Source organism: Candidatus Nitrososphaera gargensis Ga9.2 (assembly GCF_000303155.1).
In the GTDB taxonomy this organism is placed as follows: Archaea; Thermoproteota; Nitrososphaeria; order Nitrososphaerales; family Nitrososphaeraceae; genus Nitrososphaera; species Nitrososphaera gargensis.
The window spans coordinates 575,094-591,894 of sequence record NC_018719.1; the positions used below are offsets into that span (position 1 = coordinate 575,094).

The following is a 16,801-nucleotide window of genomic DNA, read 5'->3' on the forward strand; positions in this document are numbered from 1 at the left end:
TTGTCTATATTGGGATGCTTGAAGAGATCTCGTTCGCAAGGTTTTCCTGCATCGTCTTTTTTGGGTCCTTGCTATTTGCAAGCGCCCACATTGCCTTTACCGTGGCAGTCTCGGATATCATGTCTGACAGCGGCACCACACCTATGTCAAGCAGGTCCCTGCCGGTGTCATAGACAGTCATCCTTATCCTGCCCCATATGCACTGCGATGTCATGCAGACCATCATTCCTGAATCAACCACCTTCCTGAGAGCGGGAAAGCATTCCTTGCTCACGTGCCCAAGCCCTGTGCCTTCCAGAATTATTGCCCTGTAGCCGGCCTTGGCCGCATGCTCGATCAGGCTTGGGTCAAAGCCGGGGTGGTACTTTAGCAGCGCGACCTTGCCGTCAAACTTAGTCTTTACTGTTGCAAGGCTGCCGCTGCCTTCGGATCTCTTTGCCAGCTTGATCTCGCTCTTCTGCATCTCTATAGTATTGTTCCTGACAAGCGCGACCGGCGTCACATCTATCGATTCAAAGGCGTCGCGCCTGCTCGTATGGTTCTTTCTCACCCTTGTCCCGATATGGCAGGCTATCGCATCGTCTGACGTGCTGGCGTGCATCGCCACAAACACGCCAGCGTACTCTGATTTTGCAGCAAATACTGTAGCTCCAAGCAGGTTCAGCGCAGCGTCAGAGGAGGGCCTGTCAGAAGACCTCTGCGCGCCAACCAGCACCACCGGGATCGGTAGGTCCTGAAGGGCAAAAGAGAGCGCGGCCGCTGTGTAGTGCATTGTGTCCGTGCCATGCGACACTACAACGCCGCGATATCTGCCGCTCCTTACTTTTTCAGCCACCTTGTCTGCTATCATTGTCCAGTGATCCGGCCTTAGGTTCTCGCTGTATTCGCTCAGCAGCACTTCGGGGTCTATCGAGGCATGATTTGCAAGCTCGGGCACTGACGCATATAGTTCAGAGGCGGAAAGGGCCGCGTGTACGCCTCCTGTCCTGTAGTCTATCTTGCTTGCAATCGTGCCGCCGGTGCTTATCAGCGCGATCCTTGGCAGGCCCTTGTCCTCAGTGGTTTCTGGAGCCCTAGCGGTTGTGGCCGCCGGCTCGCTTTTTTGCAACTTTGTTATCGACTTTATCCTGCCGACTTGGATGCCGGTGTTGTAGCCGCTCTTTAGTTTGATTACAATGTAATCTTCACTGGCAGACTCATAGCGTGGCATCAGGACTCCGGACATCTCACCATCGTTGGTAGCGACCTTAACATTATCGCCAACCTCCACGCCATGCTTTAATAACAGCTCAAGGCCGGCTCCCCTGTAACCACTGCCACTACTTTCTCGCTTTGCCAACACCTTGAAAGGCGATTGCTGAATATATTAACAAATCCATCTGTGTGTATATGCATCCGCGACTTGAAACTCAAAAAATCAGACATTTTCGGCACAAAATGTCAGGGCCAGTAGTAGCTAGATAGTTTCCGTGCCGATAGCGGTTCTAACAAGGATCTCAAGCAAGAATATGATTGAAATTATTGAGTAAACACGTTTCTGAGCCGTCGACGAGATGATAAATAACCCGATGGTTTGTATATTGAAGAAGTGGAAGAAGCAGAGATATTTTTCTTCATATCTGCACTGATCGCTGAAATAATAGGAACAATGGCCGGCTTTGGCTCGTCAACAATATTTCTTCCACTTGCACTATTGTTTGTTGACTTCGAGACAGCTATAATTTTGACAGCAATATTTCACCTGTTTGGCAACATTGGAAGGATAACGTTCTTCAGACAAGGCTTTGACAAGAGGATAATTCTTCAGTTTGGGGTGCCAAGTGTGCTTTTGAGCCTGCTTGGCGCGATTCTGATGGGAGTATTTCCACAGCCTTTGCTAAAGCTCATTTTGGGCGTTTTCCTTATCGTAACGTCAGGTTCTTTCTTGGCTAGGCCGGGACTAAAGTTCCCTGCAAATACCGGCACGTTCATAGCTGGAGGAAGCATCACCGGCTTTATCACAGCATTGGTGGGCACAGGAGGAGCCTTGCGAGCAACCATGTTGCAAGGATTTAACATTGAAAAAGTAAAGTACATAGCGACTGCCGCGACAATAGCTCTTGCAACTGATGTAACTAGAATTCCAGTCTATATTTCGCAGGGCTTTCTGACAGAGCAGTATTATGTGCATATTCCCATCCTCTTTGGCATAGCGCTTGCCGGCTCTTTTATAGGAAGAAGGATGGTCAAGAGGATAAATCAGGAATTGTTCAGAAGAATCATATTGGTGGCGATAATACTGGTAAGCATCAAGTTCATCATTGATGGATTTTTGATCTTATATCTGGTTGTATCTTATTTTGACTGACTACTATTTTGAGGTCAGCTCAATTCTGTAAGGGACGATTCTACTGTCACCTCATTTTTTAAATTACCAGAAGAATGTTTTTGGGATATATAATGACAAACTTGGGTCTGATCGAATCAGAAGACCACAATTCTTGAACTGCATGATATGCATTCTCACTGCTGAAAATCATCCTATAGAATCGTATTCTGAATTATATTTTCAACTTGAATCCGCTAGCTCAGCAGTATCAAAAATTAGACAAAGAACCGTTCAACCAGCTGCCATCAATTCAAAAATGGATAACCTACCTAAAATCTGGCAAGATTCCAGCCAGAAGAATCAGGTACATGACCAACATGATCCATGAGTTATCTGATCTGCACAGGAAACGAAGCTGTGTCGAAGGAAGCGAGCATCATAATAAACGACTGGCGGCCGCTCCGGATTGACAGCAGAGGTTGGGTTGTGGTTGTAAAAAACGTAAACGGCCTTGACAATGTAAAGGAGTTCTATCCTGCAGGTGAGTGGAAAAAGGCCTATGAATACTTGAAGATCCAGTCCGAGCTAAGGGCACTCTTGTTTTCGGAACTTACTGCTGAGCAGATAAATGAATACAGAATGGCGATTGGACTGCCGCCGTCAGAGGGTCTGTAAAATTCACCGATTCTGTTGACTGTCGTTTGCTAACTAGATCATGAAGCAAAAGATTCTAGCCAACACCAAGTTAACAGAGCCTCGGAAAGATACCTGCTGAAATAATAGCTGGCATCAGAATTGAAGGCAAGAACAAGTGGATAACGCGTAATTCAGAACCCTTCCAAATTACAAAATTGAGTGCCGCAAATAATCTTCTATTCAATGCCACCCTTTTTCATATAAACAAAAAAGTGCGTCGAATTCTGTAATTATGAGTGGCAAAGAAGAAGTCATATCAGCAATGGAGCAATTTGAAAGGCTTCAAGAAAAATACCTGCCAAAAGTTGATCGACGATTAGCCATTGACCTGCTCTTGAGATTAAGGGAACAACCAAACATCAAACCAATGTATGTTGTCGAAACATTTCTTGAAGAAGGCGGCAATTCCGAAGAAATCAGAAATGAAGTAATCAGAATGACTGGTACTGCTCCACAATTACATGATAGAGCCACACACTTGGTAGCTCGCCACAGGCTAGATTATGAGTTGCTAAAGCAGATTCAAGACCATCCAAAAGTCAAGGAAGTAACAGGGACTTATGTTGGAAGCGAAGCATCTATTGGAGCATCTCATGAGCCCTCAACGGCTGCCAGCAGAAGGGAAAGCCAGCGTAGATACTACTAATTACAAACCAGCAAACAACGATTAACACATAAAAAATTTGAGCCTAGCAAACGATAGCGTTACAGAACCACGTCCAAGACTGTTTAAATATTAGGTAAGCCTAATTAGGCTTACCTAATTGACAGAGATGTTATCTTTTTACTATGAGGATGCCTTGACTATACTACAGGAGCTTGCCGATGCGATTTCCCAAAAAATAATCCTGTCGACAATTGATACCGCAAAGCCTGCCCAACAAATTGCCGCAGACAATGGCCTGCCGCTGAGTTCGACTTACAAGAAAATAAGAAAGCTGTGCAACATGAAGTTGCTTTGCGTTGACAGGATACAGATTGACAACAGTGGCAAGAAGGTATTTTTCTACAAAAGCAAAATACGATCCTGCCAGTTTTACCTCCGCCAAGACGGACCGTTATTGCAATTTGAAAGGAATGAAGCGGCCTGCGTCATAGAGGGCATAAGGGTTAGTAGATGATAGTGTGCAGAGGTTCTCTGCTTAGAGAATCCAAATAGGCTTTATATATTAGGCTAGCCTAACTCACCTTGCCTAACCAATCGTGGATGATGAAATGCTCCAATGAAAAACGTGTCATTGTCTTGGGAGAAGGGCAAACTGGCATCTGAATTCACCGTCCGACTGTCACCGGCACATGTACACCTGCAAAATCAACAGAGCAGTCATCATTCAGGATTCCTGCACGAAAAAGCCAGGGGATGTGAGGGAGGGTTCCACCCTCTTCCCCATATGGCATAGGAGTTCGTGCCGCAATGCTCATTCTCCAAACTGAGAATTGTGCTGATCCTTAAAGCATGAGGGAGCGCATGAAAGGAAAATCTGCAATGGATTCAGGACGATCGGTTGCTCATTCAATCTACGGCTTTTTTACCGACTTTGTGGAGATGAAGAGACACTTTCGCTACCATTCATACATGCATCTGGGCTGCTCCAGACAGCGGTGCCGGTATTGCCAACAAGAATACAAGGCATCATCTAGCAGCTGATCGCAGCTGCGCGCTTTAACAACTGCCGCTGACCGTGCGTATGTGTGCATCCATACCTGCAACTGATCGCCGGATTTTCTCTGATTTTCTTTTTCAAGAATCGACACTCGGAATAAATATTCCTGTCGCGATATCTGATTTATGGAATGCGCTGTCTATGACACATATGTTACAAAGAAAGACGGCAAGATAATGCACTTTGATGTTGTGGTTCAAGATGGCACGCCGCATGAAAAGGCCATAGAGTACGGTAAAAAATATCTGGAAAGTGTGGGGCAAGGCGGACAGAAAATAACTCAAGAAGAATGCCAGTTCTGCCACATACAAGAAGCGCCTCCTTTTGTAGAGAAGGCAATCAGGCAGAACGGCTACTGGATACAAAAGATGGAAGGCTGCCCCAATTAGTCTCTCTCTATTTGGGACCGCAAAACGCGGAATGGCTTATTATTATGTAGCACCAGATTTTTATCAAATCTATATAAAGAGCTCCCTGACGCCATCCACCACGTACTGGACCGCGATAGCCGCAATGAGAACCGCAAACACCCTTGTGATGATGATCGAACCGCGCCTTCCAAGCACCCTATAAATCTTGCCGACGTACTTTAGGATGACATAGGTTATGCCTATCACTATCAGGATCGATATCGCCGTCACCGCCAGCCCGGCGGTCTGGAACGAGATTATCACCGCCGTTATCGCGCCGGGGCCGGCGAGCAGCGGGAACGCAAGCGGCACTACGCCCGATTCGCCCTGAGCGCTGGTGCCGCCGAATCTCCACTCGCCGTGCGTCAAAAGCTCTATAGCCACTATGAAGAGCAGTATTCCTCCGGCCACCATGAAGCTAGAGAGGGTGATGCCAAAGATCGACAGGAGCTGCGTGCCGGCCACCGCGAACGCAAAGAGCAGGCCAGCTGCGGTGATTATTGCGGTCTTGGTAACGGATGCCCTTTCGGCCCTTTCCATCTTTTGTATGAGCGCCATGAACACCGGCACGATTCCTATCGGGTCAATGACTACAAAGAGTGCGACTGTAGAAATGATAAGGTCTTCAAAGAAAGTGCTAGAAATCGCAAAAGGGTCCGCCACGCACGGTACTGGCGCGCATGGACTATTTTTAGTAGCTGCTGTGCTCAGTTATCTCGATGTTCCTCGATTCCAATATCTTCAGGATCGCCTTTTCAATGTCTCGCTCGGTGATGTAGCCAAAGTCCCATGCGTCGATAAAGTGGCGGAACTCGCCTTCAAGCGTCTTGGCGGTGTCCTCAAACTCAGCCATCCTATCAAGCGTATCAGGCGACCTGTAACCCTTGGCGACCATTATTGGGCATCGCTGGTCCCCGCCAATCGGGATGTACCAGGCATTCTTGGCGAACCTGTAGTGGCGGTCAGAGATCATGGTGTACATGCGCATTAGCTCATCGTTGTTGAGCTTTTGCAGGTCGGCAAACCAAGGCTCGTCTATGAAAGTTGACGCTGGCCGCCCTCCTCTTTCATCATTATCTTTGCCGCTATTTCTGCTGCCGAACAATACCGTACTTTATGGATATTCAGCTAGAAATATGTTGTTTTTCAATGGTGGCTCCTTTCGGCGATTGCCTTAACCCTTTCGACGCCGTTGATCTCTTTGATTATTCTTGCTACCGGGGCGGGCACAAGACCCTCCCACTTGCTGCCCGTGATCATCCTGTTCCGGATCTCGGTAGCCCGCATCTCGCTCCTGTCGACGAGCGGCGCTTCGATGGTCTTGATGCCTCTCTCCCGGAACAGCATGAGGGTGAAAGGGTCGTTGGCAAACACAACATCATATTTCGGGACCAACATGTCCACATGCCGGGTCCAAAGCGAATGCACGTCGACATCAGGGACCGGTATTATCAGTATCCTGTCAGCATCAACTTCTTTTTCAGAGTCTAGCGACTCCTTTACCATCCTGATGCGCTCGCCGGCTGTGAACGGGTTTCTGGGCTCGTGGCTCTTTTGAGCGCTGCCGACCACAATTACCAATAGATCCACCTTGCCAAGGGCGAACTTGACAGTCGCAAGGTGCCCCTTGTGGAAGGGCTGGAACCGGCCGACGAAGAGCCCTGTGGTCGACAACAGGAGTATATGCTGCCAGCGACCTCTATTTTAAACATATTTAAGCAAAGCAACAATCGGTACGGGCGTTGACAGAAGAACCGGTCAGGATCGACGGCTCGCAGGGCGAGGGCGGCGGCCAGATACTGCGCACCGCAGTTTCGCTTTCCGGGGTGACCGGCAAGCCTGTCGAGGTGACCAACATCCGCGCCAGGCGCCAGAATCCCGGCCTGCGGCCGCAGCACATGACTGGCATCAAGGTGATAGCCGACCTTTTCCATGCAGACGTTGAAAACTTGAAGGTGGGGGCGGAATGGATCAAGTTTGCGCCATCAGAAAGGTTTGAGGGCGGCTCAGTCAAGGTCGACATCGGAACGGCCGGCAGCATACCTATGATATTGATGGCAGTCGTGCCGGCGGTCTCGCTCTCTGGTAACAGCCTAGAGATCGAAGTCACCGGCGGCACCGACGTCAGGGCAAGCCCTACCATCGACTATGTGAAGTACGTCGTGGCCGAGGCGTACCGGAGCATCGGGATAAAATTTTCCGCAGATGTGCTAAAGCGCGGCTATTACCCAAAGGGCTGTGGCATAGTGCGATCGATCATCGAGCCCTGCAGGGCACCCGGCACGATGGAGCTCCTGACCACAAGGGACGTGCCGCCCAAGATCACGAGCGTGTGCGGCCAGCTGCCGCGGCACGTGGCAGAGCGGCAGATATCCTCTGCCATGATCGCGCTTGAGAAAAAGGGGATCCGCTGCAGCAACTATTCCGCGTCTATAGAGACGTCAGTATCACCGGGCTCTTCGATCCTGATCTACTCGGCGTCCGACTTTGGGCCGTTTGTAGGCGGCGACTCGATAGGCGAGCTTGGCAAGCGCGCCGAGGCAGTGGGCACCGAAGCAGCCGAGCGGTACCTGGAGAGCACACTTGCGCAGGCGCCGGTGGACCCGTTCCTTGCAGACATGCTCGTGCTCCCGCTTGCGCTTGCAAAAGGCAGATCGAAATACAGGGTTGCCAGAGCGACGGAGCACCTTCGCACGAACCTGCAGGTCGCAAGCCAGATGGTTGGATGCAGGTACAGAATAGAGCAACAGCAGAAGGGCAATAATACCTATGTCGTCACGATAGAAGAGAAGGTTAGCTAGATGCCGCCGTCAAGCATGGCTGCCAGCAGCAAGATGGCTATCGACAGAACGACGATTATTTCGCCGAGGATGATTATCTTTGTCCTTACCGACTGGACGTAGATGTTGCCTCCTTGCCCTGACATTATCTTGCGCTCCATGTCTGCGTTCAGCAGCCTGACGTGCACTATGTACGTCACCACCGTGGCGATTACCAAGCTGATCTTTATGAGCAGAAGCGTGCCGTAGGTCGTGTTGAGCAGCGCGCTGGGGTCGCCGATAAACCCGCGCGAGTTGTAGATGCCGGTTGCTATCAGGATGCCAAACGCCGGCACCGTTATCTTGTTGAAGCGCCGGCCCACCTTGACCATCAGCGCCACCAGCTCTTCAAGCGTTTTTGTGTTCGACTTGAGTACCGGAACTAGGACAACTCCGATAAAGATCGAGCCCCCTACCCATATCGAGGAGCATATGAGGTGCACCCACGTGACAAGGCTTTCGGCAAGAGCCATCGCCCATTTTCACGCCTGCACGGTATATTATCGATGCTGTCTTCCAGAAAGGTTTTAATCAGCTCTGCGATTCAGCTAGGATCACTTGATAATAGGTCCAAGAAGGCTGGTGCTCATTGGCGCCATCGCCGCCGTTGCCCTTACTATCATATTCTATCCCCTCCTTGTGCGAACCCCATTCGATCCGCAAAAGGTCTCCTTTGAGCTGACCAAGGTTGAGCTGATCTCTGGCAGCGAGGGCGAGCAGCAACTCGTTGTCCAGCCTTCGCTCAGGATCACCAATACAAACGACTTTACCCTCACCACTTCAAAGATCGACTATGAGCTTTTCGCTGACGGCGTCTTGGTGGGATCGGACACTATATCGTACGAAGACGTTCCAATCAACGGAAGGCCAGCACTGTTCCCGAACCAGCCGGTGACCCTCAGGGACACAGACGGTCTCACGCTCCGGTACTCTGACGCAAACGCAGACCTGTTCAACAGGATACTGGGCAACAGCACAGAAATCGGGTGGAGCATCCAAGGCAGCGCAAACATCGAGTCAGGCACGACACTTGAAACGACGCAGTTCTCTACCGAGCTTTAGCAAAATTATAAAATGCGGTCACCGGGATTTGAACCCGGGTTACGGGCTTTCTTCGCATGAAAGTGCATGGAAGGCCAGTGTCCTAGACCAAACTAGACGATGACCGCTTTTTTACTGTATAGCCGGCATTGCCAAGGATATTAAAACCTAATCAGGAAAGATGATGTTGAGCAGCACGTCGACTGCCTTGTTCTTGGCCTTCTGCTTGTAGTACTCTATTCCCTTCTTGGGGACGTCGAGAGCTTTTTCCTTCTCCACCTCGTCCACCGGCCGGTGATCCAGCGCGCCGTAGAACTGTATTCTGTAGCCCTTGAGCTTTGACACGACGGTGGAATCGAATATGTCGTGGAGCCACACCGAGCCGACAAAGTAGACGAAGGGCGGATTGGGCTTGCTCTTTATCATGCCCGCTATCCTGTCGATGGTCTGGGCCATGTTCTGCGAGTCAGTGTCGATCGCAATAATGTCCGGCTTGACGCCTCCTTGCACTAGTGCCTCTTTCACTTTTTCAGCCGGCTCCTGCTCGCCCACGATCATGACCATTGTCTTGTGCTTGTCCGGCCTCGACCTCATGACCATGCTGTACGTTTCAAGCCCGAGCTTGACGCGCTCTTGAATATAGTCTGGAAGCCCGCCGTCAGCAGACCTGCCCTTGTGCACCGCGTAGAGGACAATCAGGTTGCCATCGGTAAAGCGGTACTCAGACGACATATCTTACTCTAGTACCACGTGGTTGCCACTTTTTTTGGCGCCGAGATCTGCCTTTCAAGCTCGTCGAGCCGCTGGAGCGACTCTGGGTTCTTTTGCAGGTCCTTGAACTGCTTTTCGTGCCTTATCCTGTGGACGACGTTGAGGACTTCGTCCATCGTGACCCCGTGCTTGATGTCGTACTCAATCTGCTTGGCGCAGCTCGAAACCGTGCTGTATTTTTTGTAATTTCGTTTTTCAAAAGAAGAAGCGTCGGGAGATATGCCCCTGACAAAACGGACAATGACCTTTTCAACATGTTCAAGATGCCAGTCTTTCATGGCAAAATTGTTAGGCTTCATTGCTCCTAAAGGCTTACCACTATTGGCTATTTAATCTCTTGTCCCGCTGTTTTTACTAAAGGTAGTCGGCAAGCTTTATTTTTTCCTCGCCGGGAATTTTTGCGATCTCGAATCTTTCCTTTGACTTGAGCAGCGACGCGGTCGCATCGATGCCGACTTTTGTCGTAAGCAGGTTCGCCTGATCGCTTGATGGGTCGAGGCTCGATCCTTTTGTGTTTGGCATTATGAGCAAGTCCCTGTCGGCCTGGCAGCGGGTTGCAATCGCGTACTCAACTGCAACAGGATCTGTCGGGTCAATGTCATCGTCCACAACGGTTGCCATCTTGAGGGATGGGTGGGCAGAAAACGCGGCCATCAGCGCGTTCTTGGGCTCGCCCTCCAGCCGCTTTTTGATCTGTATCACTGCGGCGAGCCAGTTGCTGCCACCGTCTGTCAGGTGCACAGCCTGAGTGGTCGGCACGACGTTCTTTACATAGTCAAACATCTTGGCCTCGACAGGCAGGCCCATGAGCAACCGGTGCTCTGCATAGCCGGGCAGTATGTCGTGGTAAATGGCGTTATCGCAGAATCTTATCCTTTCTAGCTCAAACACTGGCTGCTTGCGCTTAAAGTCATAGGTGCGCAGCATTTCAACCATCCACTCCTCATGAGTCCTGTCCTTGAGGATCCTCCCCTCAAGCACTATCTCGGCATGGCTTGGCACGTATAGTTGCGAATAGCCGGTCTTGGCAAGTACCAGCCTGCCTCCAAGCAAAGAATTGGCTATCAGCATCTCGTCAACTCCGTACGCCGCCTGGTACGCTGCAGCGATGTTGACTGCCGGGTGTACTCCTATGGCTATTGCAACTTTCAGGTCCTCGCCGTGGTCGCGGGCGTAAGTGAAACACTTGTGAAGGTGCCTGCCCTCAACCATCCTGATCGCCATGTGCCGATCGTCCAGCCGCAACAACCGGTGGGTCGACTGGTTCTGGTTGCCCTTCTCCTGATCCTTTGCAAAGACCACCGAGGAGGTGATGAAGGGGCCGGCGTCCTTTTCGAAGTGCGTGACTATCGGGAGGTCGTGAAGGTTCCTTGAAGAATTTTTTTCAAACGGCACGCCGCCCTGAACCTTTGATGGAGGCGACAGGCTGCCAAGAGCTTCGGTGATACGGGCGTGAATCGCCTTCTTGATGTCGGCAGCTGCAGCCTGATCCACTTTGCGCGAGTCGCCTGCTATTGCAAGGTAGAATCTCCTTGGCGTGCCGACGACGTTGCACGCGACTGCAATCTTGCTCCCGCGCACCTTCTCAAAGAGCACGGCCTGCTTGCCGTCCAGCTTTGCTGTGACTGCCGCCAGCTCAAATTCTGCGCTGACATCCTGCTTGACCCGCACGAGCTCGCCCTCGCTCTGAAGGAGCGACAGGAAGCTCCGAAAATCACCGTTATTGCCCTTCATGCTTTTTGCTACCAACGATACTCATTACCTCTCCCATAATTGCTTTCATGTCATCAAGCTGGAGCTGGCTCTTGCTGTGGAGCGAGACCAGGCAGATGCCGTTTATCATGGACGATACCTTCTCTGCGACGGTATTGATAAAGATTGAATCGTACTTGCTTGGGATCACCTTTGCCACGTTGGCCTTACTGTTTGGCGTGCTGATGGCGACAGAGACCGCGCCTATGCGACGCTCGCCTTCAGTTATGATGAAAAAGCAGCCGTTAAGAAAAAAGATTGCTTGGAGAAAAAAATTCCTCCCAGTGCTAGAGCTGACGATCTTGTTGTCTACTACGTCAGGCCCATTATCCATTGGCTTATCTTACGCGAACAGTGATCGGCTTGGCGGCGACCTTGAGCTCCTGCTGCTTCTTTGTCCTTGCCCTGAGCTTCGCCTTGTACTTCAGGTTCCTTGGCTTTGTCCTAAGACGATAGCCGCAGCATGGGCACCACAAGCCATCCCATTTGATGAATATCTCACAAATCTGGCATCTCTTCTGTCCGCTTGCGTACCGGCCTGAGCCGACTGGCTTTTGAGCCTTGTGACGGATGCATATACCTTTACAAGTCATTTTTTATTTCACCCGGTTGATAACCGACTAGCGTGCATACGTACGTTAGTTAGTTACTTTACCAACGTTTGGTACACATAATATCTATTTAAGATTTGTACAAATATTTTATTTGCAAAACCCAAGATTTGTCAAAATTTGTATATTGCTAACAAGATTAGTGTTATAATAGTTACAAATAAAGTGTTGGATATGCGAATTTATTAGGCTAATGTATTGTTTAAAATGGAATATTTTTTCAACATTTTATCATGAAAATTATCGACGATTGTATAAAATCCTGATATCTGCCAGAAACCGCGATCTATTGCAGCTATAGCCAATGCTGAACCTTGAGAAAGTCTTCTATAGGCTCCTTTCTGAGCAGTTTGAGGAGCGCCTGCGCCTGAGGGACGGACAGCATCGGCTTTTTGAAGTGATTGTCGGTCGCGATCCTAGGGCAGGCGACCTGCACAAAGGCGTCAATGCCCTTGAACACCTGTATTCGGTCGTCCGTTATCTCGGTAAGCGCGATCATTTGCACCTTCTTGCCCAGCTTCTCAAATTCTTTCTTTAGCTCTAGCGCGCGCACGTGGGCGAACTGGCCCTCCTTGAGGCCGATGATGATCCCGATCTTTTCTGCGTCCAGTGCCTTGTATATTGAGAGTATCATGCGCTTTTGCATGCCCTGCGCAAATTCGTTTACTTGGCTGTACTCCTCAAAGTACGGGTCGAGCATGAACGTCGGTTTTTCTGTCGACATTGCCACGCTTGCAGAGTGAAACACGCTCTGCCCCAAAAAGATGTAGGCATCGACCTGCTTTTGAATGTTGTAGGCAGGATAGAACTCGCAGCCAAACACCTGCGCGTCGCGGAGCTGGCCCTTGCCCCTCCCGATTATGACATTATAGCCGTGGTCTTCGAATATCTTTTTCACGCTTTCTATCTGGTGGAGGTGCTGGCTGTCTGTCAGGAGCGATACTGTCTTGTATTTCCCTTGCAGCCCCTTTGCGCACTTTGTCGCGACCGAATCAAAGCTGATGTCGTCAAAAGCGCCGATCATGATCAGCTTTTCGCCAAAGGTCTCCATTGCTATGGTATGGCCGATGTTGAACAGGATGTCTGCGCCAAGCATGTCTGCCGCATGGGTGTTGAGATCACACGAGCCCCAACAAGTGTCGCCGATGACATAGGCTTCGATGCCAAACTTTTCTGTGATATGGTCGGCTGCGTCTTGCAGCTTTGACATCAGGCCTTCAGGCCCATTGAGCGCAACAGATCTTGGCTTTCGCTGCTCTATTATTTCAAAAATCCTTTTTTCGTCTATTCTTATCGTCATGTTATGGCTTGCTCACCCTTATCGCAAATTTCGGGCAGACCGCTTCGCATCCAAAGCAGTAGATGCAGTCGCGCTCCCTTGACGGGAGAGCCTTCCTGTCTGCTCCCACGCCCTGCCAGTCAAACACGTTGGTAGGACATACTTCGATGCACGCGCCGTCGCCGACGCACAGGTCAAAGTCGACTGCCACGTTTGTGCCATAGATCCCGAGGTTGCTTATCTTGTTCTTCCATACCTTCAGGTTCTCAAATGTCGTTGCGACCCTGTTTGCCTGAAAGTTGGGATCGATTGGCAATATGAGAGAAAGGACTGCCCAAATTCAATTTAAATCATGCTGCAGTTGCCAAGATGTAGTGACAAGAGCAATCAATCCTAGTGCAATAGAAAGCGACTTTACAGTATTAACTCACTGGACGTTGTGATGCCAGAGCTGAATATCAATATACAGCCTTTCCAAGAAATCCATGGATCTTGTGTTAGAGGTATTTTCGCAGAATTGGGAAAAATACGGCTAGAAAAAAAGGAATGGAAGAAACTAGCTGGCGCTAGCCCTTCAAAATGTTAAACCAGTTTCCTCTGTTCCTCGCGGCAGCAAACGCGATTATCGAACCTAGCGCGCCTGCCATTACAAGAATCGATACTGGAAACTCTGGCGTAACGTTAGTGCCTGTCACTTCTACAGTGTGCTCGCTATGACTGTAGTTGATCTCGAATGTTATCTCTGTGTCTGTGTGTGACTTTACTATGACATCATTTGATTCCGCAGTTACTACTTCGCCGTCAATCAATACCATCATCTCGCCGCTTAGCATCGCCTTTGGTATGGTTATCTCTGTCACGCCGGTCGTCCCGGTTTTGCCCTCAACTACGAACGACACTCTCTTTTCAGCCTGTTTAAATTCTACATTGTCAACGTTTGAGTTGCTTGTGATTTCTATCTGGAATTCCTCTCCTTCATCGCTCTGAACTTCAAATGCGTTAGATCTTGCGACAATGAACTGTGCAGGCGGTGATTCTAGTTTAGCAATAACCTCCGCATCGAGCAGTCCAAGTACGCTTGCCTCTACTTCAATTTTTGAGCTGACGTTATATTCACCTTCAGCTGCTGTTGGCGGCAAACTTATGGATGCCGCGTATTCTCCGTTGCCGTTAACCGTGGCCTGCTGGTTTGCTACGACAGTTCCTTGTGCATCCATTATTCTGACCATTACTGAATCTGCATCAGTCTGCTCTTTCGCTTCTGACGACATCTGACCCTGTATCTTCACAGTGTCGCCGGGTTTGTAAATGTGGTATTCGGACTGGACGCTGACTGAACTACTAGAACTTGTGCTTGCCTTTGGGTATGAGGATTTGTAGACAGTCTGGACTTCGGTGCTTGCACCAGCTGATGACGACTGTGCATACGCTATCTGAATTGCTGATGGAAGCAGTATTGCTGCAGTCATCATCAATACTATGGAGGTTGCCACGGGGTTTGCCCTGTTGTCACGTGCTGTTGTCATTTTCAGTCCGATCAGAAAAATTACATATAAGTTAGATAGGTATCTCCATATGGTAGTTTATTCTAGAAGAAAATTAAAACAAGTAGTCAAGGGCTCAAGAGTAATCTGTAAACTGGGATAATTTATCAAGTGGTTGACCTAACCAAATAATGATGAAAATCATAGCGACGACAGCGAAGCTCGATTTTATTTTGGCCATCCTTCTAACACCTCTATTTTGTCATGCATAGTTGCCTCTTGATGCTCTTCTACATCACAAATGAAAAAGAAAACAACGCGACATTCGCGGCAAAAGTAAATTTGCAGTTTTTCAGTAGTATTTCCTAACATTTGGCATGCCGTTATATTATTGACCTAATTAAGGAAGCTGAGGTAATGTTAAGGATTGGCGCTATAGAGGCGCAATCAAGAAAATGCTGCCAGTTCCGGTAACTTAAGGGAGATCACTACGGATTTACTGCGTAAAATTGTGCTCATCTCTAGCCAAGTTATCAGTGTGGCGTTTGCCACTCCTTTAATAAATAGCGCACAAGCCACTAAATTCAGAATCAGCAACTAGGCAGCCTTTTTCTTGTTATTATTGCATTCCTTTCACTTCTGCCGCAGTGGTCGTCGTCTGCTGCTCTGTTGTAGTTACAAACTCAGCCATCTCATTATATATTCTTAGGAATCTAGTTCCCTTCTCTGTAGTCTTGAAAGTCTCTGTGCTTTTATCATATTCCAAAAGACCATTGTCTGTAAGCATTGATAGGTATTCCCTTAGCTGAGAATAAGAGAGAAATGCTTTGTACATTATCTTGGTCTTTGTAGTGCCGCCATTAGCAGCTTCAAGCATCTGTGAAGCAATGTCTGTTCGGCTGCGGTATTTTATCATAGGGGTCGAGTGATTCTAGATTACAGAGAGAGATATAAGATTCGCGAACTAGAGTTATAGTAGAATCTCCTATTGATGAGAAATGTGTTCTAAAAATACTTTTCATCGCTTCCTTTTCCTAGGCATCCTTTTATCCTCTGCCAGTCTATAAAATGAGCTATCCATGAATAAATTCATGGGTTTCCTGCTTTCCTTGACTGAAACTTACTTGTTTATCCTTTATCGGACAAGTATAGAAGGGATTCAGTCTCTGCAAGGGTTTATCCCAAGCCCAATTTTAAAACGTTCCTTGCTGCGTTTAGACCTCTGTCAGTGGCCAAACTGTAGCTCTAATTTGCCAGACCTTTTCCAATTTTCTCTAAAAATGGCAGTATCTTCTCATTAATTATAGCTTCATGGTTTGCTTCTCTTTCAAATGATACCATAAGGTATGAGTCATTTTTCTCTTCTTCATTAAAAAGTGGTATGGTAGCTCTCTTTACTTTCTCATACACAGCAGTAGCATAAACAGTCCTGCCCAGCTTTCCTTCAAGGGTTCTTCGTATGCTCATGCGCATCAGGGATTGCATCATTGATAATTCTGATTCTTGCAAAGTAAGCAGTGGCTTTTGTATTATTATATCTTGACGATATTCAGCTGCAAGTATCTTGCCATCCAAAGAAGCAATGCCTGCAAATCTTATCTTTGTGTCCAAGCCAATAATATGAAAACAGATGGACGAATAATTCATGGTCAGCATTATCTAGTCCATCCAAGTATAAAATAAGAACAAAAGGCAAATTCAGAATTAGCAGCATATATGTCCACATAGCATTTTAGATGGATGATGACCGATAATGGCTAGCAACTATTGCCCAATACTAAGAAGTAAATGCTCTAAACAAAGGTAACAAATTTGTTAAAAATATCCATCGTTTGACAGGACATTCAACAAAAATGGTTCTTGGTCTTCCTTTTTTGTGTGATAGAAGCGGAAGAAGAGGATTGAGAGCAAAAACTACTCTGTAGTATATATACATCGCACCATCGCAAAAGCAAAGTACATCTAT

At 48.4% G+C, this 16,801-nt stretch carries 22 protein-coding genes and 1 tRNA gene; 7 read left to right on the top strand and 16 right to left on the bottom strand.

Features of this window, described 5'->3' with window-relative positions; genetic code table 11:
• Nucleotides 1-4: 4 nt before the first annotated feature.
• Nucleotides 5-1,270 carry a Glu-tRNA(Gln) amidotransferase subunit GatD gene (gene gatD, locus NGAR_RS03430; protein ID WP_015018235.1) on the bottom strand — a complete coding sequence of 422 codons (1,266 nt, stop codon included), beginning with the start codon at nt 1,268-1,270 and terminating at the stop codon, nt 5-7.
• Between the two features lie 318 nt (nt 1,271-1,588).
• Between gatD and NGAR_RS03435 the strand changes: the two genes are divergently transcribed.
• The 5 genes from NGAR_RS03435 to NGAR_RS03460 all read left to right on the top strand — a co-directional run bounded on the left by NGAR_RS03435 (nt 1,589) and on the right by NGAR_RS03460 (nt 5,057).
• The gene (locus NGAR_RS03435; RefSeq protein ID WP_148680913.1) at nt 1,589-2,347 is read left to right on the top strand and encodes a sulfite exporter TauE/SafE family protein; all 759 of its coding nucleotides are present in this window, start codon (nt 1,589-1,591) and stop codon (nt 2,345-2,347) included.
• A 345-nt stretch (nt 2,348-2,692) separates the two neighbouring features.
• Nucleotides 2,693-2,983: a hypothetical protein gene (locus NGAR_RS17145; RefSeq protein ID WP_015018237.1), complete on the top strand. Its 291-nt coding sequence runs from the start codon at nt 2,693-2,695 to the stop codon at nt 2,981-2,983.
• Between the two features lie 253 nt (nt 2,984-3,236).
• On the top strand, nt 3,237-3,650 hold the full coding sequence (locus tag NGAR_RS03450) for a hypothetical protein (protein ID WP_148680916.1): 414 nt from the start codon (nt 3,237-3,239) through the stop codon (nt 3,648-3,650).
• Between the two features lie 154 nt (nt 3,651-3,804).
• A complete protein-coding gene (locus NGAR_RS03455) occupies nt 3,805-4,125 on the top strand; it encodes a hypothetical protein (protein ID WP_148680917.1) in 321 nt (106 codons plus the stop codon).
• A 668-nt stretch (nt 4,126-4,793) separates the two neighbouring features.
• Nucleotides 4,794-5,057: a DUF2024 family protein gene (locus tag NGAR_RS03460; RefSeq protein ID WP_015018241.1), complete on the top strand. Its 264-nt coding sequence runs from the start codon at nt 4,794-4,796 to the stop codon at nt 5,055-5,057.
• A gap of 69 nt (nt 5,058-5,126) precedes the next feature.
• Here NGAR_RS03460 and NGAR_RS03465 read toward each other — a convergent pair whose 3' ends face one another.
• The 3 genes from NGAR_RS03465 to NGAR_RS03475 are packed head-to-tail and all read right to left on the bottom strand — an operon-like array spanning nt 5,127 to nt 6,752.
• Nucleotides 5,127-5,741: a MarC family protein gene (locus NGAR_RS03465; protein WP_015018242.1), complete on the bottom strand. Its 615-nt coding sequence runs from the start codon at nt 5,739-5,741 to the stop codon at nt 5,127-5,129.
• Nucleotides 5,742-5,769: 28 nt separating this feature from the next.
• On the bottom strand, nt 5,770-6,183 hold the full coding sequence (locus tag NGAR_RS03470; RefSeq protein ID WP_015018243.1) for a hypothetical protein: 414 nt from the start codon (nt 6,181-6,183) through the stop codon (nt 5,770-5,772).
• A 41-nt stretch (nt 6,184-6,224) separates the two neighbouring features.
• Nucleotides 6,225-6,752 (bottom strand): nicotinamide-nucleotide adenylyltransferase, encoded by a 528-nt coding sequence (locus NGAR_RS03475; protein WP_015018244.1) that lies wholly within the window; start codon nt 6,750-6,752, stop codon nt 6,225-6,227.
• 68 nt (nt 6,753-6,820) lie between these two features.
• Here NGAR_RS03475 and rtcA point away from each other — a divergent pair, with 68 nt between their 5' ends.
• Nucleotides 6,821-7,879 (top strand): RNA 3'-terminal phosphate cyclase, encoded by a 1,059-nt coding sequence (rtcA, locus tag NGAR_RS03480; RefSeq protein WP_015018245.1) that lies wholly within the window; start codon nt 6,821-6,823, stop codon nt 7,877-7,879.
• Here the strand turns inward: rtcA and NGAR_RS03485 are convergent.
• On the bottom strand, nt 7,876-8,370 hold the full coding sequence (locus NGAR_RS03485; RefSeq protein WP_015018246.1) for a CopD family protein: 495 nt from the start codon (nt 8,368-8,370) through the stop codon (nt 7,876-7,878). The two genes, rtcA and NGAR_RS03485, sit on opposite strands and share 4 nt — an antisense overlap.
• A gap of 85 nt (nt 8,371-8,455) precedes the next feature.
• Here NGAR_RS03485 and NGAR_RS03490 point away from each other — a divergent pair, with 85 nt between their 5' ends.
• Nucleotides 8,456-8,959, top strand: coding sequence for a hypothetical protein (locus tag NGAR_RS03490; RefSeq protein ID WP_015018247.1), 504 nt, complete (start codon nt 8,456-8,458; stop codon nt 8,957-8,959).
• Nucleotides 8,960-8,972: 13 nt separating this feature from the next.
• Here the strand turns inward: NGAR_RS03490 and NGAR_RS03495 are convergent.
• The 11 genes from NGAR_RS03495 to NGAR_RS03545 all read right to left on the bottom strand — a co-directional run bounded on the left by NGAR_RS03495 (nt 8,973) and on the right by NGAR_RS03545 (nt 16,446).
• A tRNA-Gly gene (locus NGAR_RS03495) sits at nt 8,973-9,066 on the bottom strand.
• 40 nt (nt 9,067-9,106) lie between these two features.
• Nucleotides 9,107-9,670 (bottom strand): type 1 periplasmic-binding domain-containing protein, encoded by a 564-nt coding sequence (locus NGAR_RS03500; protein ID WP_015018248.1) that lies wholly within the window; start codon nt 9,668-9,670, stop codon nt 9,107-9,109.
• An 8-nt stretch (nt 9,671-9,678) separates the two neighbouring features.
• A complete protein-coding gene (locus tag NGAR_RS03505) occupies nt 9,679-10,008 on the bottom strand; it encodes a hypothetical protein (protein ID WP_015018249.1) in 330 nt (109 codons plus the stop codon).
• A gap of 55 nt (nt 10,009-10,063) precedes the next feature.
• Nucleotides 10,064-11,443 (bottom strand): UbiD family decarboxylase, encoded by a 1,380-nt coding sequence (locus NGAR_RS03510; protein ID WP_015018250.1) that lies wholly within the window; start codon nt 11,441-11,443, stop codon nt 10,064-10,066.
• A complete protein-coding gene (locus NGAR_RS03515; protein WP_015018251.1) occupies nt 11,430-11,795 on the bottom strand; it encodes a hypothetical protein in 366 nt (121 codons plus the stop codon). The genes NGAR_RS03510 and NGAR_RS03515 overlap by 14 nt, the downstream gene beginning before the upstream one ends.
• A gap of 4 nt (nt 11,796-11,799) precedes the next feature.
• Nucleotides 11,800-12,054 carry a hypothetical protein gene (locus NGAR_RS03520; protein ID WP_015018252.1) on the bottom strand — a complete coding sequence of 85 codons (255 nt, stop codon included), beginning with the start codon at nt 12,052-12,054 and terminating at the stop codon, nt 11,800-11,802.
• A 313-nt stretch (nt 12,055-12,367) separates the two neighbouring features.
• Nucleotides 12,368-13,372 carry a diphthamide biosynthesis enzyme Dph2 gene (dph2, locus tag NGAR_RS03525; RefSeq protein ID WP_015018253.1) on the bottom strand — a complete coding sequence of 335 codons (1,005 nt, stop codon included), beginning with the start codon at nt 13,370-13,372 and terminating at the stop codon, nt 12,368-12,370.
• A 1-nt stretch (nt 13,373) separates the two neighbouring features.
• A complete protein-coding gene (locus NGAR_RS03530) occupies nt 13,374-13,667 on the bottom strand; it encodes a 4Fe-4S dicluster domain-containing protein (RefSeq protein WP_015018254.1) in 294 nt (97 codons plus the stop codon).
• 250 nt (nt 13,668-13,917) lie between these two features.
• Entirely contained in the window at nt 13,918-14,877 is a 960-nt protein-coding gene (locus NGAR_RS03535) for an MG2 domain-containing protein (protein ID WP_015018255.1), read from the bottom strand.
• 577 nt (nt 14,878-15,454) lie between these two features.
• Nucleotides 15,455-15,751 (bottom strand): winged helix-turn-helix domain-containing protein, encoded by a 297-nt coding sequence (locus tag NGAR_RS03540; protein WP_015018256.1) that lies wholly within the window; start codon nt 15,749-15,751, stop codon nt 15,455-15,457.
• A 329-nt stretch (nt 15,752-16,080) separates the two neighbouring features.
• Nucleotides 16,081-16,446, bottom strand: coding sequence for a hypothetical protein (locus NGAR_RS03545; RefSeq protein WP_015018257.1), 366 nt, complete (start codon nt 16,444-16,446; stop codon nt 16,081-16,083).
• Nucleotides 16,447-16,801 lie beyond the last annotated feature (355 nt).